At 65.6% G+C, this 25379-nt stretch carries 28 protein-coding genes, 1 pseudogene and 1 riboswitch; of the genes and pseudogenes, 20 read left to right on the forward strand and 9 right to left on the reverse strand.

Annotated elements, in window-relative coordinates; genetic code table 11:
* The first annotated feature begins 26 nt into the window (after window positions 1–26).
* From BVC93_RS21875 to BVC93_RS21895, 5 genes are all read left to right on the forward strand, one after another.
* Window positions 27–608, forward strand: a complete 582-nt coding sequence (locus BVC93_RS21875; RefSeq protein ID WP_083739297.1) for an Rv1733c family protein — start codon at window positions 27–29, stop codon at window positions 606–608.
* 42 nt (window positions 609–650) lie between these two features.
* Window positions 651–1202, forward strand: a complete 552-nt coding sequence (locus BVC93_RS21880) for a hypothetical protein (protein WP_083739298.1) — start codon at window positions 651–653, stop codon at window positions 1200–1202.
* 34 nt (window positions 1203–1236) lie between these two features.
* A riboswitch (TPP riboswitch) is annotated at window positions 1237–1347 on the forward strand.
* Entirely contained in the window at window positions 1346–1948 is a 603-nt protein-coding gene (locus BVC93_RS21885; protein WP_083739299.1) for an ECF transporter S component, read from the forward strand. It overlaps the preceding riboswitch by 2 nt.
* Window positions 1945–3381 carry an ABC transporter ATP-binding protein gene (locus tag BVC93_RS21890; RefSeq protein WP_083739300.1) on the forward strand — a complete coding sequence of 479 codons (1437 nt, stop codon included), beginning with the start codon at window positions 1945–1947 and terminating at the stop codon, window positions 3379–3381. Before BVC93_RS21885 ends, BVC93_RS21890 begins: the two co-directional genes overlap by 4 nt.
* The gene (locus BVC93_RS21895) at window positions 3374–4123 is read left to right on the forward strand and encodes an energy-coupling factor transporter transmembrane component T family protein (protein ID WP_083739301.1); all 750 of its coding nucleotides are present in this window, start codon (window positions 3374–3376) and stop codon (window positions 4121–4123) included. Before BVC93_RS21890 ends, BVC93_RS21895 begins: the two co-directional genes overlap by 8 nt.
* A gap of 1 nt (window position 4124) precedes the next feature.
* On the opposite strand, the gene BVC93_RS34800 is transcribed toward BVC93_RS21895, so the two are convergent.
* A complete protein-coding gene (locus BVC93_RS34800; RefSeq protein WP_442928971.1) occupies window positions 4125–4262 on the reverse strand; it encodes a hypothetical protein in 138 nt (45 codons plus the stop codon).
* A 303-nt stretch (window positions 4263–4565) separates the two neighbouring features.
* Between BVC93_RS34800 and BVC93_RS34805 the strand changes: the two are divergent.
* The 4 genes and pseudogenes from BVC93_RS34805 to BVC93_RS34810 form a co-directional block, all read left to right on the forward strand.
* Window positions 4566–4625 (forward strand): annotated as a pseudogene (locus BVC93_RS34805) (hypothetical protein); the annotation flags it as partial.
* Between the two features lie 63 nt (window positions 4626–4688).
* The gene (locus BVC93_RS21905; protein ID WP_236950063.1) at window positions 4689–6155 is read left to right on the forward strand and encodes an exonuclease domain-containing protein; all 1467 of its coding nucleotides are present in this window, start codon (window positions 4689–4691) and stop codon (window positions 6153–6155) included.
* Window positions 6156–6157: 2 nt separating this feature from the next.
* Entirely contained in the window at window positions 6158–6694 is a 537-nt protein-coding gene (locus tag BVC93_RS21910; protein ID WP_083739303.1) for a hypothetical protein, read from the forward strand.
* Between the two features lie 113 nt (window positions 6695–6807).
* The gene (locus tag BVC93_RS34810; RefSeq protein WP_442929100.1) at window positions 6808–6909 is read left to right on the forward strand and encodes a hypothetical protein; all 102 of its coding nucleotides are present in this window, start codon (window positions 6808–6810) and stop codon (window positions 6907–6909) included.
* Between the two features lie 170 nt (window positions 6910–7079).
* On the opposite strand, the gene BVC93_RS21915 is transcribed toward BVC93_RS34810, so the two are convergent.
* Genes BVC93_RS21915 through BVC93_RS21930 form a run of 4 tightly spaced genes read right to left on the reverse strand, consistent with a single transcriptional unit; the run spans window position 7080 to window position 11722 of the window.
* Complete coding sequence (locus tag BVC93_RS21915) at window positions 7080–7898, reverse strand: DUF2306 domain-containing protein (RefSeq protein ID WP_197687514.1); 819 nt, start codon at window positions 7896–7898, stop codon at window positions 7080–7082.
* Window positions 7899–7906: 8 nt separating this feature from the next.
* The gene (locus tag BVC93_RS21920; RefSeq protein WP_083739305.1) at window positions 7907–10099 is read right to left on the reverse strand and encodes a xanthine dehydrogenase family protein molybdopterin-binding subunit; all 2193 of its coding nucleotides are present in this window, start codon (window positions 10097–10099) and stop codon (window positions 7907–7909) included.
* On the reverse strand, window positions 10096–11067 hold the full coding sequence (locus tag BVC93_RS21925) for an FAD binding domain-containing protein (protein WP_083739306.1): 972 nt from the start codon (window positions 11065–11067) through the stop codon (window positions 10096–10098). The genes BVC93_RS21920 and BVC93_RS21925 overlap by 4 nt, the downstream gene beginning before the upstream one ends.
* Before the next feature lies 1 nt (window position 11068).
* Complete coding sequence (locus BVC93_RS21930; protein WP_236950064.1) at window positions 11069–11722, reverse strand: (2Fe-2S)-binding protein; 654 nt, start codon at window positions 11720–11722, stop codon at window positions 11069–11071.
* Between the two features lie 233 nt (window positions 11723–11955).
* Here BVC93_RS21930 and BVC93_RS21935 point away from each other — a divergent pair, with 233 nt between their 5' ends.
* Window positions 11956–12249: a DUF1330 domain-containing protein gene (locus tag BVC93_RS21935; RefSeq protein WP_083739307.1), complete on the forward strand. Its 294-nt coding sequence runs from the start codon at window positions 11956–11958 to the stop codon at window positions 12247–12249.
* A gap of 6 nt (window positions 12250–12255) precedes the next feature.
* Here BVC93_RS21935 and BVC93_RS21940 read toward each other — a convergent pair whose 3' ends face one another.
* Entirely contained in the window at window positions 12256–12486 is a 231-nt protein-coding gene (locus tag BVC93_RS21940) for a hypothetical protein (protein WP_083739308.1), read from the reverse strand.
* Window positions 12487–12655: 169 nt separating this feature from the next.
* Here BVC93_RS21940 and BVC93_RS21945 point away from each other — a divergent pair, with 169 nt between their 5' ends.
* The 4 genes from BVC93_RS21945 to BVC93_RS33225 all read left to right on the forward strand — a co-directional run bounded on the left by BVC93_RS21945 (window position 12656) and on the right by BVC93_RS33225 (window position 14857).
* On the forward strand, window positions 12656–12973 hold the full coding sequence (locus BVC93_RS21945; protein WP_083739309.1) for a hypothetical protein: 318 nt from the start codon (window positions 12656–12658) through the stop codon (window positions 12971–12973).
* Entirely contained in the window at window positions 12970–14073 is a 1104-nt protein-coding gene (locus BVC93_RS21950; RefSeq protein ID WP_157517026.1) for a hypothetical protein, read from the forward strand. The genes BVC93_RS21945 and BVC93_RS21950 overlap by 4 nt, the downstream gene beginning before the upstream one ends.
* Window positions 14070–14555, forward strand: coding sequence for a hypothetical protein (locus BVC93_RS21955; protein WP_157517027.1), 486 nt, complete (start codon window positions 14070–14072; stop codon window positions 14553–14555). The genes BVC93_RS21950 and BVC93_RS21955 overlap by 4 nt, the downstream gene beginning before the upstream one ends.
* A gap of 134 nt (window positions 14556–14689) precedes the next feature.
* Entirely contained in the window at window positions 14690–14857 is a 168-nt protein-coding gene (locus tag BVC93_RS33225; RefSeq protein ID WP_157517028.1) for a hypothetical protein, read from the forward strand.
* Here BVC93_RS33225 and BVC93_RS21960 read toward each other — a convergent pair.
* Window positions 14846–15880 (reverse strand): LacI family DNA-binding transcriptional regulator, encoded by a 1035-nt coding sequence (locus BVC93_RS21960; protein ID WP_083739312.1) that lies wholly within the window; start codon window positions 15878–15880, stop codon window positions 14846–14848. The genes BVC93_RS33225 and BVC93_RS21960 overlap by 12 nt on opposite strands.
* Window positions 15881–15988: 108 nt before the next feature.
* On the opposite strand from BVC93_RS21960, the gene BVC93_RS21965 reads away from it, so the two are divergent.
* Genes BVC93_RS21965 through BVC93_RS34130 form a run of 4 tightly spaced genes read left to right on the forward strand, consistent with a single transcriptional unit; the run spans window position 15989 to window position 18795 of the window.
* Entirely contained in the window at window positions 15989–16198 is a 210-nt protein-coding gene (locus BVC93_RS21965) for a hypothetical protein (RefSeq protein WP_083741232.1), read from the forward strand.
* 1 nt (window position 16199) lies between these two features.
* Entirely contained in the window at window positions 16200–17690 is a 1491-nt protein-coding gene (locus BVC93_RS21970) for a sodium:solute symporter family protein (RefSeq protein ID WP_083739313.1), read from the forward strand.
* Window positions 17687–18664, forward strand: coding sequence for a class II histone deacetylase (locus tag BVC93_RS21975; RefSeq protein ID WP_236950065.1), 978 nt, complete (start codon window positions 17687–17689; stop codon window positions 18662–18664). The genes BVC93_RS21970 and BVC93_RS21975 overlap by 4 nt, the downstream gene beginning before the upstream one ends.
* Window positions 18622–18795, forward strand: coding sequence for a hypothetical protein (locus BVC93_RS34130; protein ID WP_236950066.1), 174 nt, complete (start codon window positions 18622–18624; stop codon window positions 18793–18795). The genes BVC93_RS21975 and BVC93_RS34130 overlap by 43 nt, the downstream gene beginning before the upstream one ends.
* Window positions 18796–19136: 341 nt before the next feature.
* Here BVC93_RS34130 and BVC93_RS21980 read toward each other — a convergent pair whose 3' ends face one another.
* On the reverse strand, window positions 19137–20732 hold the full coding sequence (locus tag BVC93_RS21980; protein ID WP_083739314.1) for an AMP-binding protein: 1596 nt from the start codon (window positions 20730–20732) through the stop codon (window positions 19137–19139).
* A 539-nt stretch (window positions 20733–21271) separates the two neighbouring features.
* Here BVC93_RS21980 and BVC93_RS21990 point away from each other — a divergent pair.
* Together BVC93_RS21990 and BVC93_RS21995 are read left to right on the forward strand one after the other, a co-directional pair.
* Window positions 21272–23611: a transketolase-like TK C-terminal-containing protein gene (locus BVC93_RS21990; RefSeq protein ID WP_083739316.1), complete on the forward strand. Its 2340-nt coding sequence runs from the start codon at window positions 21272–21274 to the stop codon at window positions 23609–23611.
* Window position 23612: 1 nt separating this feature from the next.
* Window positions 23613–24692: a 2-oxo acid dehydrogenase subunit E2 gene (locus tag BVC93_RS21995; protein ID WP_083739317.1), complete on the forward strand. Its 1080-nt coding sequence runs from the start codon at window positions 23613–23615 to the stop codon at window positions 24690–24692.
* A gap of 22 nt (window positions 24693–24714) precedes the next feature.
* Here the strand turns inward: BVC93_RS21995 and BVC93_RS22000 are convergent, their stop codons facing one another.
* Window positions 24715–25338, reverse strand: coding sequence for a TetR/AcrR family transcriptional regulator (locus BVC93_RS22000; RefSeq protein ID WP_236950067.1), 624 nt, complete (start codon window positions 25336–25338; stop codon window positions 24715–24717).
* Window positions 25339–25379 lie beyond the last annotated feature (41 nt).

Below are 25379 nucleotides of genomic sequence, written 5' to 3' on the forward strand. Positions count from 1 at the left end.
AAGTAGCTCATCGCGGAGGCGCAGCCATGGACACCGTCGATCTCAACGTCAAGAGCATCTGGTTGGTGCGCGCCCTCGGACACAATCAACTGGTACGCCGCAGCGACCGGATCGAGGCCACATGCAGAGTACTGGCGGCGCTCGTGCTGGTGTTGTTCATCCCCGTTGCCTGCGCGGTGGGCACTGCGGTACATGAGACGCAGACCCGGTACCTGGCCGAGGCCGTAGCCACCCGCCACCAGGTTGACGCCGAGGTTGTCGAGGACAGTGTGCATCTGCGGGACATGTACTCGTGGGGTGCTGTAACCCGAGTGCGGTGGACAGTAGACGGGCGCACCCGCTCCGATGTGGTGGTGTCGCGGGAATCGCGCAAAGCAGGAGAATCGCTGCCGATCTGGGTGGATCGCAGCGGCGCCAGAACCCAGGCCCCCGAAGGTTCGCTGCTTCCATCCGTCACCGCCGTGCTCGCGGCACTCACGGTGTGGGCGGCCACGGCGACGGTGGTGGGTGGTCTGTTGGCCGTGCAGCATGCGCGGCTCACCCGGCGGCGATATGCCGTGTGGGAGCGGGAATACCAGCTCTTGACTGGTAGCGGCAGCCAGCACTGAGTAGCATCTGGCGCCAACCTCCACTTCGATCGTTGGAACGCATTGACACTCGACGACCTCGCGCTGTTGCTGGAGACGGCCGGCGCGACGACAGTGCTGGTCGACGGGCGTTCTGGGGCAGGCAAGACGACGCTGGCAGACAGCTTGCAAAGACGTTGGACCGGCAGCGCCGTCGTGCGACTCGAGGATATCTACCCAGGTTGGGACGGATTGGCCGCGGCCGTCGACCACCTGCACGGCGAGCTCCTGCTCCCACGCTCGCAGAATCGGCCGGCGCGTTGGCGACGCTGGGACTGGGTCGCTGATCGCCCCGCTGAGTGGCACGCCGTTGATGCGGACCGTCTGATCGTCGAAGGTGTCGGCGCGCTCTGCGCAGGCAACCACGAGCTGGCTGATGTGGGCATCTGGATCGAGATGGACGACGAGATGCGCAAATATCGGGCACTGCAGCGTGACGGGGACACCTTCCGGCCGCACTGGGACCGCTGGGCCCGCCAGGAAGACGACCTCATCGCTCGCTTCGAGCCGCGAGATCAGGCCGACTTCATCGTGACCGAAGGCGCCGACGGACGGGTCTGGATCGACCCGGCGTAGCGAGCATGAACCGACCTGGGTTACGTTAGGGGACGGAAAACCACACGGGAGTGCACCGAAGTGCGCTGAGAGGACGGCTGGCCGGCCGTCGACCGTACGAACCTGACCGGGTAATGCCGGCGTAGGGAGATGAAGGAGTCCTCATGGACCAACAGATCACTCACCCATCACCGCTGCGGTGGCGCGTCGTCGACATCGTGGTGGCCAGCGTGCTTGCCGTCGCCTCCGGCCTGGTGTTCGTCTTCTGGAACGTCGCCTACAACCCGGTGTTCGAACCGCTGAGTGCGGTGCTTCCCGGGCTTCAAGGGTTGGCCGGGGGTGGCTGGCTGTTCGCCGGCGTGCTGACCGCACTGGTGATCCGCAAACCTGGCGCCGCACTGTACGGCGAACTGGTCGCGGCCACCGTTTCCGCCCTGGTCGGAAACCAGTGGGGTGTCATGACCATCGAATCGGGACTGGTGCAAGGGCTTGCCGCTGAGCTGGTGTTCGCAGTGTTCCTGTACAAACGTTGGAACCTGCCGATCGCCGTGTTGGCCGGTGCCGGTGCAGGTTTCGCGCTGGCCGTCAACGAGTTGATCATCTACTACCCCGGATCCACGATGGCGTTCTCGGCCATCTACACCGCTTCGGCGGTGGTGTCTGGCGCGCTGATCGCCGGTGTGCTGTCGTGGTTCGTGGTTCGCGGGCTCGCCAAAACCGGCGCACTCAGCCGATTTGCCTCCGGCCGGACTGTCGCCGCGCAGTGACGCAGGCTTCGGGCGGAGCCGAAGTCACAGCGCGACAGTGGGGTTGGCAACACGCCGGTCAACAACGTTGGGCCCTCAGCGATCTGGACCTGACCATCGAGGCCGGCCAGCGGGTACTGCTGCTGGGCCCGTCCGGCTCGGGTAAATCGACGCTGCTGCACGGTTTGGCTGGTGTGCTTGGCGGCGCTGAGGAAGGCCATGCTTCCGGCTCACTGTTGGTGGACGGTGCACCACCCGCGCAGCAGCGCTCCCGCATCGGAATGGTGCTGCAGGACCCGGATTCTCAGGTAATCCTGTCCCGCGTCGGTGACGATGTGGCGTTCGGGATGGAGAACTTCGGCGTTCCCCGTGACGAGATCTGGCCACGCGTCGAGATCGCTCTGAGTTCGGTCGGACTGAATCTGCCGCTGCAGCATGACACCGCCCAACTCTCCGGCGGACAGAAACAGCGCCTGGCCCTGGCTGGGGTACTGGCCATGCGGCCCGGCCTGATCCTTCTGGACGAGCCGACAGCCAACCTCGACCCCGCCGGAGTCCTGGAGGTTCGCGACGCGGTGACGGCCGCGGCCGAACTGACCGGCGCCACCGTCGTGGTAGTCGAGCACCGCACCGAGGTCTGGTTGCCGGTGGTGGACCGGGTGGTCGTTCTGGGCGCCGGGGGAGAGGTGATCGCCGACGGCTCCCCTGAGGAGACCATCCAACGGGAGCACACACATCTCGTGGAATCGGGGATCTGGGTGCCGGGAGCGCCCGCGCCTGCGGTGTCCAGGATTCGTGGTGGTGCCGAACCATTGCTGACGGCAACCGATCTGACGGTGGGATACCGCTCAGATCTGCTGACACTTGATCTGTCGATCACGGCGGGCCGGGTGCTGGCGGTGACGGGGCCCAACGGGTCCGGGAAGTCGACGCTGGCCCTGACACTGGGTGGCCTGCTGCCGGCGCGCGGCGGATCTCTTGAATCGGCTTCCGACTTCGCGCCCACACCCCAACGTCGCAACCCGATTCGCTGGAAGTCCAAGGAGTTGCTGACTCGGATCACCAGTGTGTTCCAGGATCCCGAGCATCAGTTCCTGGCGCCGACTGTGCGAGACGAGATCTCGCTGGGGCCGCGGGCACTGAAGATGCCCGAAGCGGAGATCGTCACGCGGGCTGATGCTCTGTTGGAGCGACTGCGCCTGACCGGAGTCGCGAACCGCAGCCCTTACACGCTCTCCGGCGGGGAGAAGCGACGGCTGTCGGTGGCGACGGTGTTGATGACGCGGCCCGCCATGGTGGTGCTCGACGAACCGACGTTTGGGCAGGACCGCCGCACGTGGGCCGAGTTGATTCTGTTGCTCGCCGAGATCGCCAATGAAGGAACGGCGGTCGTCACCGTCACCCACGACACCGAGTTCGTGGACCTGCTGGCCGACGAGCGTGTTGATGTCTAGGTCGGTGAATCCTGTCGCCAAGCTGTTGGCGGCGGCGGTGATCGCGGTGGCACTGGTGCTCAGCGTCGACTGGGTGTCGGCGCTGACGGCGTTGCTACTCGAGATCCCGCTGTTCCTAGCACTCGGTGTTCGGCTGCGTCCCTTTCTGATTCGCGCGGCGCTCATTGCGGTGGCCGCGGGGCTGACTGCGGTGACCAACCTGCTCTACGGCGAGCCCAGCGGCACTGTGTACTGGCAGTTTCTGCTGATCACCGTCAGCGACGGCTCGATCGAGCTGGCGGCGGCGATGTTCCTGCGCGTCCTGGCGATTGCATTGCCGTCGGTGTTTCTCTTTCTCGACGTACAACCGACGGAACTGGCTGACGGGCTGGGGCAGATCCTGAAGTTGCCTGCCCGCTTCGTGATTGGCGCATTGGCCGGGCTGCGGATGGTCGGGCTGTTGCGGCAGGATTGGCAGTACCTCGGTTATGCGCGGCGGGCCCGCGGCGTCGCCGACCACGCTCGGTTGAGGCGCTTCCTCGGCCAGGCATTCGCACTGTTGGTCTTCGCCCTGCGCCGCGGGTCTAAGTTGGCGACGGCGATGGAAGCGCGAGGGTTCGGTGCGTACCCGACGAGGACGTGGGCACGCCCGTCAACCTTCGGCTGGCCGGAGTGGCTTCTGATCGGCTACGGACTGGTGATCGCCGGCGGTGCCATCGCGGTGGCCGTGCTGGCTGGGACGTGGGACTTCGTGGGCAGCTGAATCAGGAATCGCAGCCGATGCCGTCGCCGTCACGATCGAGGCCGTAGATGTCGGAGCCGACCACTCTCACCGGTCCCTGCACGTACGACGGACCGTTACCGCTGCCGCCGGCGCAGTCGACGTCACTGTCGATCGGCACGCACGGCCCCGAGTAGTTCGGGTCGCACGGTTCGGCGTTCGCTACCGGACTGAGTATGAGACCCCCGGCGAACACAATTATCAAGGCTGTCAATTTACCCACGGGCGGAGATGCTAGGTCACGGAGTGACCTTTCGGGAGTGGATGAGCGAATTACGTCTGTCCGTTACTTCTGGGGGCGGGCGAGTTGTGTTGCCGTGACAGCGGCGTTGTCGAAGACGGCACTAAATTCACAAATTGACACACGTGCCAGTTCTGCTGGGTATCGTGAGCGCACCTGAGAGGTCATGTCTAGGGGACGAGGGTGGGGACAACTGCGGGTTGGTATGACGATCCATGGAATCAAGCGGATCTGCGTTGGTGGGATGGCCAGCAGTGGTCGGGCAGGACTGCGACCACACGACCTGAAGTCGATAGTCGGGATGCCGTGACCGCTATTGAGAGCGGCGGGATCGAGCACCTGATCGGACGCGATGGAAGGATCGCCGTCGTCGACCTCGAAACGACGGGCCTGTATCCCACCGATCGGGTAGTCGAGATCGCGGTCCTCACCCTTGATTGTGACGGTCGGGTGCACGACGAGTTTGAAACACTCATTCAGCCGATGCGGGACGTCGGACCGACCTGGATCCACGGTGTGGACGCCGCCATGGTGCGCGATGCACCCACCTTTGCTGATGTCGCGCACCATGTGGCGTCGCGACTCGATGGTGCGGTGGTGGTAGGGCACAACGTCTTGTTCGACATACGCATGCTTGGCAGCGAGCTGTCCCGTACCGGAATCGAGATCGATTGGGGTACAAGCCTCGATACGCTCCGCGCGACTCGATGCAAGCTGGGCCAAGCCTGCGAGGAGCTTGGCATCGCCCTGGATGATGCGCATCGTGCGATTGCCGACGCACGGGCTACCGCACGACTGCTGTTCGCGACGCGCCATTTCTACCGCGATCCGTGTGTGCCCGCGGCAGCTCGTCCGCTACAGGTGACGCCGTTGCGGGTGCGCGCGCGAGAAGGGCATGTCGATGTGCTGCCACCAGCGCCGTACTTGGCGCAACTCGCGCGCGGCATGCACACCAGCGTTGACGTTGCACCGTACGTCCAATTGCTCGACGTGGCCATGGCAGACCTCAAACTCACTCCAGATGAGCGAGGGCAACTTCGCAGTCTCGCCGCTGAACTCGGTCTTGATAGGCCAGCGGTGGCTCGTGCTCATCGTGAGTTTGTCAATGGCCTGATAGACGCCGCGCTCGAGGACGGTGTGGTGACGGATGAGGAGTTCGATCAACTCAGCAGGGCCGCTGCACTTCTCGAAGTGGACCGAGAGGCAGTGTTGAGCCGCATCGAACCTCTTCGCGCGTCCGTGGAGGGGATGGCTCTTTCTCCTGGATTGACTGTCTGTTTCACGGGGCAGGGACAATTGAACGGTTCACTTGTCGACCGGGCGGATCAAGAGGCGATGGCGCTGCGGCACGGACTGTTTGTAGCCAAGTCGGTAACCAAGAAGGGGCCCGACCTGGTGGTGGCCGCTGACGGTGAGTCGCGCTCGGCGAAGGCCCGTAGAGCTCGGCAGCAGGGTGTCGCGATCTGTTCGTTCACCGACTTTGCCGAGGCGCTCGAGACAGGTGGTTTGGTCACCGCCATGCGTGCGGCACCAGCGGATACCGCGATGGTATGTGTGACGTGTGGGACTTCGTGGATGGCACGGCGCCAGACTGCAGGATCAGTCTGTAGTGACTGTTCGCGGTCGACGTTGCTGCAGAAGACGCCGTCGATGTCGCTTACCGCCGGGGTGGAGCTCGTCTGCGGTCAATGTGGAAATTCTTGGGAGCGTGCGCAGGTCAGAGGTCGGCGGCCCAAGATCTGTCCGGACTGTGCATCGGGAGCTGGGGTTTGAGCGTGAAGTACCAGTCCGTTGCGGTCGTCGACAAGCATGGCAGCGACTCGGTCGTCTGGCATGTCGATGTAAGCCCGAATGATTCGGACCTGAGCCGGCTATCCGGGGCGTGGGTGATCTCCGGGCTGGACTCGGGGAGGCTGTCGTCGCTGGTGCAGAGCCGCAAGCTTGTTGTGACGCACGCAGCGGCGCAGCTTCGACTTGATGGTCACGCTGGAGTGCTCGACCTCGACGCGGTGGTCGACGGTATTGAAGGCGAGATCGCTCGACTCCAGAGTCACTTCGACACGAAGATGGCATCCGAGCCGAAGTCCACGCGAGTCGCCCCGACGTGGCCACATGTTCCCGAACGTGTCGATCTGGCCGATCCCCCTCGGGACAGTGACGCACCCGATCGGGTTTCCGTCGTGCTAGGGATCGCGCGGTGGCTCGAGTCGGCTGCACTGGCGTGGGTTGCGATTGAACGCCAACGGCTCGATCGTGACTTTCTGCGCCAGGAAGAACCCGATCTGCGTCGCTTTCCCGGTTGGGCGCGCTGAATGGTCACTACCGGTGCTTTCGGGCACCGTTAAATCTGGGGGGCACCATATCCCAGGTCTGGGCCGCTGTGTGGACGATAGATCCGTTGGACACGTTTTCCGAGAAACTTGTTGTGCCAAAGCATCCGGTCGACCTCCGAACCAATGATGGCCTCGATATCTATGTCGCCGATGCCGGGCGCCATCGCTTCACGTCCTATGCGGCTGGGAACTGAGCTTCGATAAGTTCGGCGATCGAGACGACGTATCGCAAGAGCATCGTGAAAAGCAGAGCCGCAGGCGAGGTAGGTGACCGCAATCCGCGCTTCACGCACAAGTACGAAGTCCCCAGCAGTTTCAATCCCAAGTGGGCAAAGAGGCTCGTGCTGACGAGTCGCTCGCCCGCCTACAACCGCTGAAACTGCAAGTACGCCCCGCCAACGACCACCACCACCGACACCAACAACGCGGCCACCGCCGCACCCCGCATCGCCACTGAGCTGTTCATCCGGCGTGCCCGCAGGTACAGCTCGGCGATCGCCAGGTTCGGCAGGTAGAAGAAGAAGTCCATGGTGTAGTCGAACCAGCCCCGGAAATCGCCTGTGCGGCCGTCGAATTCGACAAGTGTCGACAGCCCGTACTGCATCCGGTAGAGCCAGGAGGCGATCACCAACGCGAACAGCCGCACCGCCCAGGCGCGGTGGCGGTCGAAGTCTCGGGCGCGGGCATACCGGATGGCCTGCACCGCCGAGAGAATCATCAACAACCCGTACAGGCCGAAGCCGATGTCCATCACGATGCCGCCCACCGTGCGCTGCAACACGATGAAGCCCAGACCCCCGACCGCCGTCAGAACCGCGGTGGCCACGTACAGCCGTCCGATCCACCGGTGCACCACCGGCCAGCGGGTGCGGATCACCGGGATCAGCTGCACACAGCCCAGCACCATCACCACCGCGCCGGTCACGAAGTGCAGTCCGATCGACCCGCTGGCACCGGGGTTCTCCGGCGAGTACAGCCCGGGCAGAAAGCCACCGTTCCACCGCTGCAGGTCGCCGTCGAACAGGCGGGCGATGTAGGTCAATGCGATGTAGAGGACGAACTGTAGGCCACTGACACACAGCAGTGTCACCAGCACGACGCCCAACCACCGGTTGGCCGCACCGAGAGCACCGCCGCCGCGCGCGACAGCGGACTCGTCTGAAGTCCTAAGCGTTGTCAACACAACACCTTTCAGAGCAGCAGATCTTCGGGATGGATAGGCAGATCATGGATGCGGATGCCGGTGGCATTGAACACCGCGTTGCCGATGGCAGCCGCGGAGCCGACGGTGCCCAGCTCGCCGACGCCGCGGGCGCCGACCTCGCTGAAGTCGGGATCATCGCCGTCGAGACACACCGCGTCGATGAACGGCACGTCCGCATTGACCGGAACCACGTAGTCGGCCAGGTTGGCCGCCGCCATACGTCCATCCGGTTCGATCGGATTGGCTTCCAGCAGCGCATGGCCGATCCCGAAGATCACCCCGCCCACCACCTGACTGCGGGCCGTTTTTGCGTTGATCACCCGGCCGATGTCCACCACGCTGGTGAACCGGCTGACCCGGGTCTCACCGGTGAACGTGTTGACCCGCACTTCGCAGAAGTGCGCGCCGAAGCCATGGGCGGCATAAGGGATCATGATGTTCTCGTCGGCATGGGTGGCCTCGATCTCCGTGCGGCCCAACCCGCGCAGCAGATCGGCGAACGGGAGTTCGGCAGTGGCGGAGCGCAACACGCCGGCCTCATAGGTCACCGGCGTGCCTGATTCGGCCAGTGGCGAATTGGGGTCGGTGCCGGCCGCCTCGACCAACTGGGCGGCGGCCGCGCGGGCCGCGGTGCGAGCGGTCGGAGCAAGGCTGCCGGTGGCGCGTGAACCGACGGCGCCGGCCCCCGGCGGCAGGGCGGTGTCACCCACTTCCACCACCACACGGTCCATGGGCAGGCCCAGCGCATCGGCGACGACGATGGCCAGCGCGGTGGCCGACCCGGTGCCGATGTCCATGGTGCCCGACTGCACCAGCACGGTGCCGTCATCGCGGAACCGGACTCGCACCGCGTTCTCGGCACGACCGGCGGCCGGGTAAATCGCGGTGGCCATGCCCATGCCGACCAACCACTGGCCGTCCCGGTTGGTCGCGGGCGCGGCGGAGCGACGATTCCAACCGAATCGGGCGGCGCCCACGCGGTAACACTCGTCGAGCCTCTTGCTGGTCCACCGACGGTCGGTGCCGGGCACCACCGTCGCATAGTTGCGCAGCCGCAGTTCCACCGGATCCACACCGGTGGCGACGGCCAGTTCGTCCATCGCCGTTTCGATGGCGAACGCGCCTGGCGCCTCGTTGGGTGCGCGCATCGCCCAGGTGGGCGGGATGTCCAAGGTGACCTGACGTTGGTCGACGTGAAGATTGGGTGTGCGGTACAGCACGGCGCTGGTCTCGGAAGCCGTGCGCATGGGCCAACCACCCACCGCTGGATGTGCGGAGTCCGACTCGTGGCTGACAGCGTTGAGCGTGCCGTCGGCATTGGCGCCCAACCGTATGCGTTGACGGACGGCCGACCGGTGCCCGACAACGCTGAACACCTGAGTTCGACTGAGCAGCAACCTGACCGGGCGGTTGAGTTCACGCGCGGCCGCGGCGGCCAGCGTGGCGTCCGACCACGGCAGCACGCGGCTACCGAATCCGCCTCCGACATAGGTGGAGATCACTCGCAGCTGATCCGGTTGGATCCCGAGTGCGCCCGTCAGGCCGACCACCGCGCGGCCGGGGAACTGGGTGCCGGTGTAGATGGTCAGCTGATCACCGTCCCAGAACGCCAGCGAGGCATGGGGTTCCATGGCTGCCGCGTGCTGGGCCTGCTGGCTGACGGTGATGTCGATGGTCACGGCACTGTCCTGCAGCGCGGTGTCGATGGTCCCGACTCCTGGGGCCAGCACCGTGGTTGTGCCGGAGACCTCGGCCGGCATGGTGACACCGGGACCGGCATCGGCCAGTGACGTTCTGGGCGTGCGTTCCTCGTAGGAAGTGGTGATCATGGCTGCCGCGTCCCGGGCATGTTCGAAGGTGTCTGCCACCACCACGCCGATGGCCTGGCCGCGGAAGCGAACCTCCTGATCCTGCAGCGGGCGGTAGTTCTCACCCAGCCCGCTCGGGTCGGCGGGTTCCAACCGCAGGGGCGCGAAGGGGGTGTACACCGCCACGACACCGGGCGCCGCAGCGGCGGCGTCGGTGTCCATGGCGGTGATGCGACCCAGACCGATGGTGGAGGTCACCAGAACCGCGTGTGCCATGCCAGGTTCTTGGTAGTCCGCGGGGTAGCGGGCCACGCCGGTGGTCTTGACCCGGCCGTCAACCCGGGAGATGTTGGCGCCCAACGGGGTCGTCATGAGGTCTCCGTGATATCGGTGAGGGCGCGGGCGATGGCGCGGCGCAGCAGAGCTGGTTTGAACGCGTTGTTGGTCAACGGCCGGGCATCGGTGGCGGCTGCAGCGGCAGCCGCGGTGAAGGTGTCCAGTGTCGCGGGCCGATTCACCAACAGGTTTTCCACCTCGGGAAGTCGCCACGGCACCGTGGCCACCCCGCCGGCCGCCACCCGTGCCCGCGTGATCGTGCGTCCGCGCAGGGTGACCGCGGCGGCCACCGAAGTCAGTGCGAACTCGTAGGACTGCCGGTCGCGGACCTTGAGATAGCCGCTGCGGGTGCCTGCGGGCAGCGGGGGAACGGTGATGGCGGTGATGAGTTCTCCAGGGGCCAGGTCGTTCTCGACGTCCGGGGTGCTCTGCGGCTGCCGGTAGAACTGCTCGAGGGCCACGGTGCGTTCACCCTCGGCGTTGCTCACCTGCACCGAGGCCTCCGCAGCGACCAACGCCACGGCCACATCACTGGCGTGGGTGGCCACGCAGGCATCGCTGGTGCCCAGCACCGCGTGCATGCGGTTGTACCCGGTGATCGCCGAGCAGCCGGTGCCGGGATTGCGCTTGTTGCACGGCATCGACAGGTCGCGAAAGTAACTGCATCGAGTGCGCTGCAACAGGTTTCCACCCATGGAGGCCATGTTGCGCAGCTGCGGTGAGGCGCTCAGCTCCAAGGCCCGGCTGATCAGGGTGTAGTCGCTGCGTACCGCGGGGTGCTCGGCCACGTCGGTCATCCGCTCGAGCGCGCCGATACGCAGGCCGGTGCCGTCGACGGTGATGCCGGTCAACGGCAGGCCGTTGATGTCGACCACCTGCTCAGGCGTAAGCACTTCGAGCTTCATCAGATCCACCAGGGTGGTGCCGCCGGCGAGGAAGCTGGCGCCGGTGAGGGCGGTGGCTGCGGACACCGAGTCGGCTACGGCGTAGGTGTAGGGGCGCATGTCAGGCCATCCGATCGCGTGCGGTTTTGACGGCTTCGACGATGAACGGGTAGGCGCTGCAGCGACAGATGTTGCCTGACATGTGTTCCCGGATCTGTTCGTCGGACTCGGTGCGTCCGTCCTCGATCACCGCTACGGCGGACATGATCTGGCCTGGGGTGCAGAACCCGCATTGCATGGCGTCGTTGTCGATGAATGCTTGCTGGACGGGGTGCAGGTCGTCGCCATCAGCGAGGCCCTCGATGGTGGTGACCGCGCGGGTGTGCACGGTGGGCGCCAGCGTCAGACAGGACAGCACCCGGCGTCCGTCGACGTGCACGGTGCAGGCGCCGCACTGACCGTGGTCACAGCCCTTCTTGGTGCCGGTCAGCCCGATCTGGTCGCGAAGCGCGTCGAGCAGCGTGGCGCGGGGATCGAGGGCGAGGGTGTGCTCGGTGCCGTTGACCACCAGCACGGTCGAGATGAGGTCGGGGTCGACATCGGTGCCTGCGGCGTCGTCACCCAGGCGGGAGACCACCACGGCGACGCCGGCCGTCGCCGCGACAGCGGTGCCGGAGTAGGCGATGAAGCGGCGGCGTGATACCCCGAAGGGCAGCACCGACATTCGAGGTGGTGGGTCGGCCTCGGTGGTGGTGTCAGAGCCGTCGTCTGGCATCGTTTCTCCGTCGTCCTCGCAAGTCGGTAGGGGGTTGACACCACAGTGGCAGTGCATTTCGGGGCTATTCAGGGATTGGTTATCCGGGTATCGGCAGTCCCGCCCTGAGCCGCCGGGAGAATCGGTGACGGGTCGATCTGCACAGTAGGGCCCGAGAACGTCTGGAGACAATGACCGAAAAGCCTTGGTGCTCGGTGCCGATAAACTGACCACACCGATAGGGAGGTACATCGATGGCCACCGCGTACTGGATTGCGATCTACAGATCGATCTCCGACCCGCAGCGGCACAAGAAGTACGCTGAGATCGCCGGTCCCGCGATTGCCGCCGCCGGTGGCGAATTCCTGGCTCGCAGTGGTGAATTCACGTCGCTCTATCCCGATTCCGCGGTCCGGATCGTGCTCATCCAGTTCCCGAGCCATGAGGCCGCGTTGGACTGCTACAACAGCGACGAGTATCAGCGGGCCTGTGCGGTGCTCGGGGACGCAGTAGAGCGGGAAGTGCGCATCGTCGACGCCTTGGGCTGAGGGCGGCTACCTGCGGGACGCCGTGTCATCCTCCGGCTCGTCGTCGTCCCAGTCGACCCATTCGGGCAGGGGAGTAGGTGGAACCACCGCCCACGTGGTGGATGGGCCCAGATCCGGATTCGAACGTAGGCGTTGCGCCTTGAACTTGCCTACGTTGCGCAGGTACACCACCACAAAGATGGTCACGCCGACGGCGAGGAAGGCCAGTAGCGCCCACTTGGCCAGAGTCAGCCACATACTGGGTCCCCGGTTCGGAGCGGCAGACTAACCATTGTTCTGAGAGTAGACCCGGGCGGGTACTTCTACAGAGTGACTGGCCGACTATGCCGCTTTGCTGCTATGCATGGATCCGGAGATCTGTGGCCAGCTGAGTTCCGATGGAACACGACCCGGGGAAGGCGGACGTATGGGCAAGAACCTGAACGCAGGAATTGAACAGCTATATGCCACTGCGGTCGAGGTCGACGGCCATGCCGAAGCCGTACTGACCGGCCATTCCCAGGCCGACGGGCGCATCGAATCCGCCGAAACAGGACTCAAAGGCGTTTCGGCGCGGGCACTGGGCCTCAAGACGGCGGCTTGGCGGCAGCGCACCGCGGTGCTCGGTGGAGCCGTTGCTGGGCACGCCGAGGCGCTGCGGGGCAGCGGGCAAGGTTTCGCCGACATGGAGGAGCGGCACGCAGCTGCCCTCGACCGGCTCCGGCCCCAGGGACCCACACCATGACTGTGACAGTTGCCGACATCGACGAATGGAGCGTGGAGTCCATCCGGGAGGTTCATCGCGCGGCGGTGGCACGGTCACGCGCATCCAGGGATGCGGCACAGGGCCTGAACGCCCTGTCGATCTTCGAGACATGGCAGGGCGAGACCGCGGACGCGGCCCGCGACGCAGTAGCGAGCACCGGCAAGAACCTCGAGATGGACGCCGTCGAGGCGCATGTTGTGGCAGTCGCTGCTGGTCAGGCCGCAGACGACCTGGCAGCGGTCAAGAACCGTCTGCAGGTGTTGCGTCAGAAGGCGGCGTCGATGGACATGCAGATCGATGCCACCACCAACACCATCGTGCCTGCAGCGGGAGTGTCCATGCCGCTGATGGAGGCCGAGCTGAAGGCGATGGAACTGCAGCCCGAGTTGACCTCGATCGTCGCCGCCGCGAACACCGTGGATGCCGCGTTCGCCAATGCCATCGAGATCGCCAGCGGTGACGGCCCACCGGTGCCGCCGATCCCGGGTACCGTCCCGCCCGAAACCGCCGACCTCAAGCCTCCGCCCGACTCGGCGCGGGGCGGTGGGTACTGGTCGGTGGACCGGTCGCAGGGCGGGTTCGACAAGCCCGTGCAGGGACCCGTCGCGCCCTGGCAACGGGCCATCGACCCGTCAGACATGAAGCAACTGACCGGGCCGTCGTCCGGCATGCAGGAGGTTGTCGAACCCAACTGGCCCGGAATGGAGGCCGAGCCGATAGCTCACCTCCAAGAGGCGTATCGGCTGCGGATCACCGGTCAGAGCTTCGACGGCTCTGCCGAGCACGTGCGCTGGATACACGAAGACGGCCGGTGGTATCAGGCGAAGTGGGTCGATTATCAGTTCGAAGCCGAGCACCTGACCAAGGTCGTCACCGAGCAAGACCTCGGCGGGCTCTCGATTCCGGCTGTCGGGCTCGGGGAATGGGAGCCGATCACCATTCAGGAGATTTACAACGCCGCCGCTCACAACCCGCGTCTGACGATGTACATCCCCGATATTTGTGGGCCCGTCATCGCCATCGGTGCCGATGAATCGCCCATCACCCCGGGACTCCCTACCGCCTCGGTGCCCAGATGACCTCTCGGACAACGGTGGTGTGGGTCGCAGCAGCGGTGACGGTCGTGGTGGTTGCCGTCGCCGCGGTACTGATCGTGATGCGGGGCGACGACTCCGAACCGACCACAGATTGCGGCGTCGTCAGCTCGTTGTTCGCTCAATGGAACGACACCGTGGGGACGGCGGAGGCGGCGATCGCCAGCGGCGAAGAAGGTCGGGAGGGCACTCTCGACCTCGCGGACGCCGAATCCTCGATGGCCACCGCCATCCGGGATTCACAAGGTGATGTCGACTCGACGGATATTACCGGCTACCTCGACCAATGGGCCTCCGGCGCAGAACAAATCGCGCAGAGCCGCCGAGATCAGGTGAATAACCCCGACCGGAGCGTCACCGATCCCGCGCCCCGTGGATACGTCGAAGGCTCGCTGTCGACGCAGACAGCGATCGCGGGCTTGGTGTCGGCCTGCCCGGAGGCCAGGCCGCCGAGCAACAACGCCTGACGGACGGTGTTGTGCCCGCCTCTGCGCGACTTTTGCGCGACTTTGATAATGCGTCGCTGAAAAGTCGCGTAAAGGCGGGCGCTTCGGGCCCGTATGCTGACGCCTGAAGGCCGTCTGATCGGCAAGGAGTCGAGATGACAGACGATGACCCCCGCGCCAAGTACCGGCAGCTACCTCCACCCATCGACCCCGAGGACATGGTCGAGACCGTCGACGCATCCGAGGACAACGAAACGCCTCGGGATCCGAACGAGGGCGCCGGCCCGTATCTACGGATCACATGGGGTCCGTCAGTCGGTTGACGGACCGGACTGCACCGCCCAGGGCTGCGCGGCCTGCGCACCGGCCTTGCGGATACTGACCTTCTCGAACCGATTGAGGTAGGGCCGGGACTCACCGGCGGTCACTGCGGCCAGCAGGTTGACGGCATCGCGCCCGAACGTCCAAGGCGCCAGATCCACCGCGGTGATCCGCTGATTGCTCAATTCCGTTGTGGGATCACTACTCAACGAGGCCAGGCCGAACTCGGGGCCGACGTGCCTGCCCATCGACTGCAGGATGCCGATGGACCGGCCGGCGAAACCCTGCGGCGCGCACACCAGGGCATCGACATCTGACGGGGCGGCGGCTGAGCGCACCGCCGCGCTCAGCTCCTCTAGCGTTGCACCCAGCGGGCAGTCGAAGGCGGACGGCTCCACCGACTGCGTTGCGCACCAGTCCAGATAGCTCTGTCGCACATCGTCGGCCCAGGACGAGTAGAACTGCCGGTCCGATCCGACGAAAGCCGGCCTGCCGTAACCGCTTTGGCGCAGGTGGTCGAGGACCAGCCGGGTTAGGTCGCTGTGCGGCGCTTCGATCACCGCGGACACCGCATCGGCCAGGGCCTCCGGTGGCCGGCCGGCCGTCACCATCGGGATTCCGGCGTCGACCAGACGCTCGAGCATGGGATCGCCCGGCAGGGGATCGACCGCCAGCACGCCGTCGACCTGGAAGTGCCGCGGACCCACGTCGGCGTCACGGGCGAAGAGCGTCAGATCGGCGTCGTGCTCGGCCGACCCGTGCGCCGCGCCGAACGCGAACTCCATGTAGAAGTTGAAGTTCCTCGCGATCGGCGGGATGTAGATCCCGAAGGCGCCGACGCTGCGGCCGCGCAACTGGCGGGCCGCCCGGTTGGTCACGTAGCCGAGTTCGCTGGCGGCGGCGGCCACCTTCGCCGCGGTGGCCGGCGACACCCGGCCGCCGCCGTGCAACGCGTCGGAGACCGTCGTCTTCGACAGCCCGACATGCTGGGCGATCTCCACGATCGTCACCCGTCGCGCTGCCATGCGGTCATCGTAACCAGCTCGTAAATTGCCGCTCACCCCTTGACAAGGCCCCGGGTGTGGCACGAGTCTCAGACGTGCCGGAACGTTCCGGCACGAGTGGAGACGCTGATGCCCGCCGAGGCCCCACGCCCAGCGAAACGCCGCAACGCGACCATCGTGGTTGCGCTCGCCGTGCTGAACTTCGTGATCCTGCTGTTCCCGCCGCTGACGTGGTACCTCGGTCAGAACGGGGTGTGGTTCTTCCTCATCACCGGCGTGATCGGCGTGGTCTCACTGCTGATCATGTACCGCGCCGACAGTTCGGTCGGGGAGGACTGACATGGAGATCCTCATCGGCTACGGCGGCGTCGCCGTCTTCCTCATCGTGCTGTTGGTCGTCCTGCAACGCACCAAAGGCAGCGCCGATTTCAGCGAATATGCCACGGCCGGGCGGTCTTTCGGCCCGATGTTCTCGGCGATGGCGTTTGTCAACACCTGGCTGCCCGGCACGATCTTCATCGCCTTCGCCGGCTACGCTGCCAGCGCCGGGGCCATCGGGTTCTATTTCGTGGCCTACTCGATCCTGGCGGTCGTGCTCATGTTCCTGCTGGCCAAACCCGTGCACGAGTGGGGCAGACGATTCGACCTACGCACCCAGGCCGACCTGCTGGGCCTGCGCTACGGCTCCACGGCGGTCCGGGTGATCGCCGCCCTCATCGGTGTCATCGCCTCGTTCCCGTGGATCGTGCTCGGCATGCAGTCGCTGACCCTGGTCTTCGAGTACCTGTCTTTCGGCGCCGTGCCCGCGGCGGGGGCGGCTTTCATCGGCATCGGAGTCCTGGTCGCGCGCCAGTGGTGGACGGTGCGCCTGGGCGCCCGCGGCCTGGTGATCAGCGATTTCGTGCAGGGCATCGTCGCGTATCTGGTCGGCACCGTGCTGATCCTCGGCCTGCTCACCTGGTTGCTGACCCACGGCCACGGTTTCGGCGAGGTCGACCCCACGTTCTTCACCCTGCCCGGGCCTGGCAGCGTCGACGGCCCGCTGTATCTGTTCTCGTTGATCGCCACCGGTGCGCTCGGCGGCTGGTGCTGGCCGGACATCTTCGTACGGCTGTTCGCCTCCAACAGCACCCACACCATCAAACGCGCTGCCGTGATGGCCTCACCGCTACTGCTGATCTTCGGCTCCTCGCTGTGCCTGCTGGCCCTGGCGGCCTCGACCTACCCCGGCGTGGCCGAGGCCCCCGACGAGGTGTGGTTCCTGACGGCCTCCATCGGCGGACCGGCGATCCTGACGCTGGCCGGGGTGTGCGTGCTGGCCGCCACCATGGGCAACGTCGGGGCCAACCTGCAGGCCCTGGGTGCGCAGATCGCCAACGACGTGGTGGGCGTGGCCCGCGGAACCCGCGTCGAAGATCCCCGCTGGGGCAAGATCTCGGTCGGCGTGCTGACGCTGCTGGCCGGTGCGGTCGCGGTGGCGACGACGGACGCGCTGTCCTCCGGCATGGTGACGCTGGCGCAGGTGTCCTATCAGGGCATCGTGCAGCTTGCGCCCACGGTGTTCCTCGGAATCTTCTGGCGCCGCGGCAATGCCACCGCCGCGGTGGCCGCGATGGTCCTCGGTTTCGGCACGGCCTGTGTGCTGCAGGTGCTCTACCCGATCGCCATCCCGGCGCTCGGCGGCCTGACCTCCGGGGTGGCCGCCCTGGCCGTCAACTTCGCCGTATACATCGTCGTGGCGTACGCCATGCCGTCGAACGCTGACGAAAAGCGGCGCGTGGACGAGCTTTTCGATTCCCTGCAGGCTCCCGAGAAGGTGGGTACCACATGAGCGCGCAACGACGCACCGGCTACATCTGGCACGAACGCTACGCCTGGCATGACACCGGCACCCACGTCGGCATCTTCCCGGCCGGCGGTTTCAACCAGCCGCACATGACCTTCGAGAGCGCCGAGTCGAAATCCCGCATGGCCGGGCTGGTCGAGGTCTCCGGGATGATCGACGAGCTGACCCGGATCGCACCACGGACGGCCACACGCGAGGACCTGCTGCGGGTGCACGACGCCGCGTACATCGATCGCATCGAACGCGAGAGCGCCGACCGCGGCGGCGACGGGGGAGACGGCTTCACCCCGTTCGGACCCGGGTCCTACGACATCGCCCGGCTGGCCGCCGGCGGCACCATCGCCGCCGCCGAGGCCGTCCTCACCGGCGCCGCCGACAACGCCTACGCGTTGGTGCGCCCACCCGGCCACCACGCCCGCCGCGACACGGGCATGGGCTTCTGCATCTTCTCCAACGTCTGTGTCGCCATCGAATACGCCCGTGCCCACCTCGGTGTACGGCGGGTCGCGATCGTCGACTACGACGTCCACCACGGCAACGGCGCCGAATCCATCTACTGGGACGACCCCGATGTGCTCACCATCTCCCTGCACCAGGACCGGCTCTTCCCTCAGGACACCGGCGCCGTCACCGACACCGGAGCCAGCGGCACCAACATCAACGTGCCCCTGCACGCCGGCTCGGGCAACGGGGCGTACCTCGCGGCGATCGAACGGGTCGCCGTCCCGGCCGTGACGGCGTTCCGGCCCGACATCATCTTCGTCTCCAGCGGATTCGATCCCAGTCCCGTCGACCCGCTCGGCTGCATGACCGTCACCTCGGGTGGCTTCAAGGACATGGCCGCCCTCCTGGTCACCCTGGCCGAGGACGTGTGCGGCGGCAAGATCGTCTTCTCCACGAAGGCGGCTATTCGCCGGTGCACGTACCGTTCTGCGGGCTGGCGGTGCTGGAAGCGTTGACCGGTCACGAAACCGGTGCGGTCGACCCGTTCGGGCAGAGCTTCGATGCCTCGCCGGCGCATCTGCTGCAACCGTGGCAGGACGCGGTGATCGCCCAGGCGGCGTTGATCGCCGAGGCGCTGCGGCTCTAGAGACTGGTCAGGGCATACCGCGACTGACGTTACCGGGCCGGGGGAGCCCCGGCGATGAGGTCGGTTGCCGGAGTCGCGCAAGCAGCGGCGCGAAGTCATCCTCGCGCCGGCAGACACGGCACCACACCTGCAGTTCGTCGAGAATCGAGGCTGAAAGCCCAACCTGGGCGCGCAGAGCCACATGCAGGAGGCGACGAATGGCCGCTGAATGGTGCGCGCTGCCCAGGTTCATGTACACCACGGCGCGGTCCTCGACGGTCAGATGCTGGTTCAGGGCGTCGGCGAGTTCCCACGCGATCTGATGTTCTGTTGTTGCGCTTATGCCGCACCACCTCTACGCATCATTGAACGCGCTTGCCCTGACCTTGCCAGGCGCGCTCGCGCAGCAGATACTTCTGCGTCTTGCCGGTAGACGTCTTCGGCAGCTCGCCGAAGATGACGTGCTTGGGCGCCTTGAAACGTGCAATCGTGGCTTTGACGTGATCGATGATCTCATCGGCGGTGGCTTCACAGCCGGGTTTGAGTGCGACGTGGGCAGCCGGAACTTCGCCCCACTGCGCATCAGGAAACGCGATCACCGCGACTTCGAGGACGGCGGGGTGCTCCATGATCGCCTGCTCGACTTCCACCGAGGCAATGTTCTCTCCGCCTGAGATGATGACGTCTTTACTGCGATCACGCAGTTCGATGTACCCGTCGGGATGGCGTACGCCCAGATCGCCGGTGCGGAACCAGCCGTCGGGGGCCGCCGCCTCGGTGGCGGCTGGGTCATGCAGATACCCGACCATCACGTTGTTGCCCCGCAACGCGATCTCGCCGGTGGTCGCGCCATCGGAGGGCACATCTGTGCCGTCGTCGGCGAGCACACGGATCTCGCAGGAGATCATGTTCGCCACACCCTGACGGGCTTTGATCTTTGCGCGCGCTTCCAGATCCAGTTCGTCCCACTCGGGTCTCCAATCGCAGATGGCCGCGGGCCCGTAGGTTTCGGTCAGTCCATACAGATGGGTGACGTCGAATCCGAGTGCCGACATCCGGCGCAGGATGGCCGGCGACGGCGGCGCACCGCCGGTGGCGATCCGCACCGGTGTGCCGTCGATGGTGTCTGCCTCGGGCGCGTGGGCGATCATGGACAGCACGGTGGGGGCGCCGTTGAGGTGAGTGACGCCCTGTCGCCTGATCAGTCGCCAGATCTCTGAGGGCTCGACCTTGCGCAAGCACACATGGGTGGCGGCCGCGGCGGTGACTGCCCACGGGAAACACCAGCCGTTGCAATGGAACATCGGCAGGGTCCACAGGTAGACCGCAGAGGGGGACAGACCCGTGTGTCCGACCATCGCCAATGCCTGAAGATAGGCGCCGCGGTGAGAGTACATCACTCCCTTCGGTTTTCCCGTGGTTCCCGAGGTGTAGTTGACAGACAGCAATGCCAGCTCGTCGACCGGGGCGCGTTGCAGCGGGGAAGCTGCCGACAACATCTGCTCGTAGTCACTTTGCTGATCATCACCGGCCTGTACCAGTAGCGGTGAAGCGCTCATCTGCCCTCGCACCTGCTCGACAACCTCAGCGAAGACCGGATCGTAGATCAGTACGGAGGCCTCGGAATGGCCCAACATGTACGCAATTTCGGGTGCCGAGAGCCGGGTGTTGAGCGCGATCAGGGGCGAACCGGACCACGGCACACCGAAATGCGCTTCGAGCAGAACATGCGAGTTGGGCGCCAGAACGGCGACCGGACGTCCAGTCGACAGCTGCGCCAGCCCGCCCGCCAGTTGCGCCGACCGCTGGTGCAGCTGTTCGTAGGTCCAGCTGAGTTCACCGTCCACCACGGCCACACGGTCCCCATGACAGGCGGCCGCGCGATCGAGGTATGCGGTGGGAGTCAGTGGTTCGTAACTCATCGACGTGTGTTGCGCTGATTGCTTGTTGGCGCTCATCGCGGCGTCCCTCCTCGGGGCTGAATCTTTCGAATCCTCGTCGTCCCCTGATGGCAGGTGCCCACACCAGGGAGAGGGGTGTAACCCAGTCAACACGGTTGTGGCCCTGTCGCACAATGGGTGTGGATGCCGTCGCGCATTCTGCCCAGTGCAAGCGCGCATTCCGGCGTGCCGGTGGGCAGATCGCTCAGCCCTGGGTACGGGGACACCGGCGTCCGGCACCCTGTCTTGTTGATCGTCGCTTCGAGCGCGTTGATGCGCCGTCCGTTGGTCACAATGCACAGTCTGATCGGCGTCGCGCGTTTGAAGATGAGCAGATTGCATTGACGGACGAGCATGCCTTGCGCATACGTGACGTCGGTGGTCCACTATCGATGGTCTTTTGCACACGCGGACCGTGACTCGGGTGGCGGTACACCACCACCGCGCTGGGCCTCTCTCACCCAGGGAACCCGCGCGACTACGCGGTCGCAGACTCATGACCTGAGTCCAGTGCAGCAACTCCTGTCACACCCCACGCTCACCGACGAGGACCCTTGATGCCCGGCAACACCGCAGTGCTGCGCACTGCACACCATGTTGACAGCCCCCATACCACGCTGCGCGAGATCGAACAGCGAGTGTTGTGGTTGTCCACCGCGATCATTCACCACGCCAACCGAATTCGCCCCAACACCAGCGGACTGAAGGTAGGTGGGCATCAGGCATCCAGTGCGTCGATGGCGACGATCATGACGTCGCTGTGGTTCGAGCAGCTGCAACCAGGCGACCGGGTGTCGGTCAAACCGCATGCCTCACCAGTGCTGCACGGAATCAACTACCTCCTGGGTGAACTCGATGTGTCGTATTTGCCGCGGCTTCGTGAGTTCGGCGGACTGCAGTCCTATCCGAGCCGCACCAAAGACCCGGACCCGGTCGACTACTCGACCGGCTCGGTGGGAATCGGTGCCACGGCGCCGATCTGGGGCGCGATCGCGCGCCGATACGTCGACTCCCAGATCGGCGCAGTTGGTAAGGGCAGGCAGTATTCGCTCGTCGGCGATGCCGAACTGGATGAAGGTGCGGTCTGGGAGGCCGTCCTCGACCCTACGGTGGCTGATCTCGGCGAGATTGTCTGGATCATCGACCTGAATCGTCAGTCGTTGGACCGGGTGGTGCCCAATATCGCTGCCGGGCGGCTGGAGACAATGTTCACCGCGGCGGGCTGGCAGGTGATCACGGTGAAGTTCGGTGCCTTGCTGGAGTCGCTGTTCACCCGTTCCGGCGGTTCCGCCCTGCGCACCCGAATCCTCGACATGCCCAATCCCGAGTATCAGCGCCTCTTGCGGTGTGCCGCAGAGGAACTCCGCCAGCGGCTACCGGGAACGGGCCCGGACGCGCCGGCCATCGCCGCACTGGTGGCCGAGCTCGAGGATGCGGAACTACTCGAGGCGATACGCAATCTCGGCGGCCACGATCTCGTTGCGCTGCGCGAAGCGTACGCGCGAATCGACGACACTCGGCCGACGGCCATCATTGCCTACACCATCAAAGGCCGTGGGCTTCCCACTCAGGGGCACCCGCAGAATCACTCCTCATTGCTCACGACGGAGCAGTATGAGCAGCTGGCCGTGGACTTGGGCATCGACGTCGGCAATCCCTGGCCTCGATTCGATCCCGAGACCGCCGCGGGTCGCCTCTGCATGCAAACGGCGCACCGTCTCAAACGTGAACCGGTGCAGCTGATGACGCCACCGCCCATACCGGGAGACTTGGGACGCACTCCGTCGGGGACGGCGACCACCCAGGCCGCGCTGGGCCGGGTGCTGCTCGACTTGAGCCGCCAGTCTCCGGAAGCTGCCAAACGGGTCGTGACCGTCAGCCCCGATGTCAGTTCGACGACCAACCTGGCCGGCTGGCTGAACAAGGTCGGTGTCTGGTCCCCGAGTGAGCGTCGCAACTGGTTCGACGATGACCCGGAGACGATCATGCACTGGCGGGAGAAACCGACCGGGCAACACATGGAACTCGGCATCGCCGAAACCAATCTCGTCGGACTCATGAGCGAACTCGGCGCAACGTGGAGCCGGTGGGGACAGCCGCTGCTGCCCATCGGCGTGCTTTACGACCCGTTTGTCGAGCGCGCGCTGGAACCCTGGTCGTACGGGATTTATGCAGGGGGGCAGTCCATTCTGGTTGGTACCCCGTCCGGCGTCACGTTGGCCGCCGAGGGCGGAGCCCACCAATCGATCAAGACGCCCTCCATCGGTCTGGAGCAACCGGGCTGTGTCAGTTATGAGCCGGCTTTCGCCATCGATGTCGAATGGACGCTGTTGTCGTGCATCGGACGCATCGGCCGTCCCGACGGCACATCGGCTTACATCCGGTTGTCCACCCGCCCGGTGGACCAGTTGCTGGCCGCAGTACCCGTCGACCCCGCCGGACGGCAGCGCCGACGCCGCCACGTGCTGGCCGGAGGTTACGTGCTGCGCAAGGCCGCCAGCCCCGGGTTGACGCTGGTCGGTATGGGCGCGGTGATGACCGAGACCTTGGCCGCCGCCGAGCGCCGGGCGCAGCACGGTGTTGATGCCGATGTCGTGTGTGTCACCAGCCCGGGCCTTCTGTACGAGGCGCTGCAGGCCCGGCAGGGGCGCGGCGACGGACCCACCTGGATTCTGGATCAGCTTTTCCCGGCTGGCCGAGCTGCACCGATGCTCAGCGTCCTCGACGGTCACCCACACACGTTGGCGTTCCTGCCCGCCATCAACGGTGTACCGGGAGTTCAGCTGGGCGTCAGTCGATTCGGTCAGGTCGGCTCCCTGCAAGAGGTGTACCGATATCACGGAATCGATACCGACAGCATTGTGGGCGCCGCATTCGATCTCGTCGGGACGGTCTGACATGACTGCAGCGGAAAATGCCATCGCCGTGCCACTGCCCAGCCTGGGTGAGGCTGTCACCGAGGCGACGATCACACGCTGGCTCAAAGCCGTGGGTGACTACGTGGAGGTCGACGAACCACTGCTCGAAGTGTCGACCGACAAGGTGGACACCGAGATCACGGCTCCGGCGGCCGGCGTCCTGATGGAGGTCATCGAACCCGAGGACGCTGTTGTGGCCGTGGGTGCCATCGTCGCCACTCTCGGGGTCTCCGCACCGTCGACTCCGAATCCGCAGACGACGACTCCTCCCGTCGCAACTCAGCCCCCGCCTGTGCCCGAAGCAGCGGACTCGGTGATGCCCGCGCCCACGGAGTCGTCGACATCGGAGATCGACGCCGGCGGTGAAGGCAACCGGGTGGAAAAGCTGCCGCGGATTCGCCGGACGATCGCACGTCGGATGGTCGAATCACTGCAGACCGCAGCCCAATTGACCACCGTTGTGGAGGCGGACCTGACGGTGATCGCGGCCCGCCGCGCGCAGATGAAACAGGAGTTCTTCGAACGCACCGGCTCCCGGCTGTCCTATCTGCCCTTCATCGTGGTGGCCGCGGTGGACGCTCTTGTCGAGCACCCCATCATCAATGCCACGGTCGACGCCGACTGTTCTGAGGTGACCTATCACGGCTCCGTGCACCTGGGGGTGGCAGTGGACAGCCCCAAGGGGCTGATGGTGCCGGTCATCTGCGATGCCCAGCACAAGGATGTCGTGGAGATGGGTGCAGCTATCGCGACTGCAGCCGCAGCCGTGCGCGACGGCTCCATACGGCCCGACGAGTTGAGCGGTGGCACCTTCACGATCACCAACACCGGCAGCCGCGGGGCACTGTTCGACACTCCCATCATCAACCAGCCCCAGTCGGCAATCCTCGGCATCGGTGCTGCCACTCAACGCCTGGTACCCGAGCATGACGCCGACGGTGCACTCCTGATCCGAGCTCGGACCATGGCGTATCTGTCACTGACATACGACCACCGGCTCATCGACGGTGCCGATGCGGCGCGGTATCTGACCGCGGTCCGGGCACGGCTGGAGCAATGACCGTGCGCCGGCCGCGCCGTGCTCACGTAGCTTCGGTTGGCCTCGGCGGCTGGTCGGACGCTGTGAGCGCGTTGTACGCCGCGGTGGACATCGTGGTGAGGATCGTGTTGTGGTCCAGGCCCTTGTGCAGTGTCGCAGCGGCATTGAGCATGGAGAAGACGCTCTGGGTCAGAAGTCGTACCGCTGGCTCGGACAAGTCCGGGCGAAGCCGTGTCACCACCGAGATCCATTCCTCGGCATAGAGATTCATGGAGCGGCGAATGCGACGACGGTCGGCTTCGGGAAACGAGTGCTCGTTCTTGAGGAAAATGAGCGGAGTCGGCGGTCCCTCCAAGACGCTGTGGATATGGAAGTCCACCATGGCCGTCAGGGTCGTATGCGGGTCGGTATCCGCCTCGGCGGCCTTTCGCGCGAACTCGTGAAGCGCACCGATCGGGTCTTCCACGACGGCGATGAGCAGAGCTTGTTTGTTCCGGAAGTGGCGATAGAGACCGGGTGCGGAGATTCCTGCTTTCGCACACAGCATTTCGACGGTGACCGAGTCGTAGGGGTGCTCGATGAATAGGTCCGCAGCCACCTTCAGCAACAGCTCTCGACGAGAACCGTTCGCGCGGGGCGACTTGGCTGGGGGGCGGTCTGCAGTCATGGCAATCACGATATCGAGTAATGGTTGTTAAATTCTGCGAT

Origin of the sequence: Mycobacterium sp. MS1601 (assembly GCF_001984215.1) — a bacterium.
GTDB lineage: Bacteria > Actinomycetota > Actinomycetes > Mycobacteriales > Mycobacteriaceae > Mycobacterium.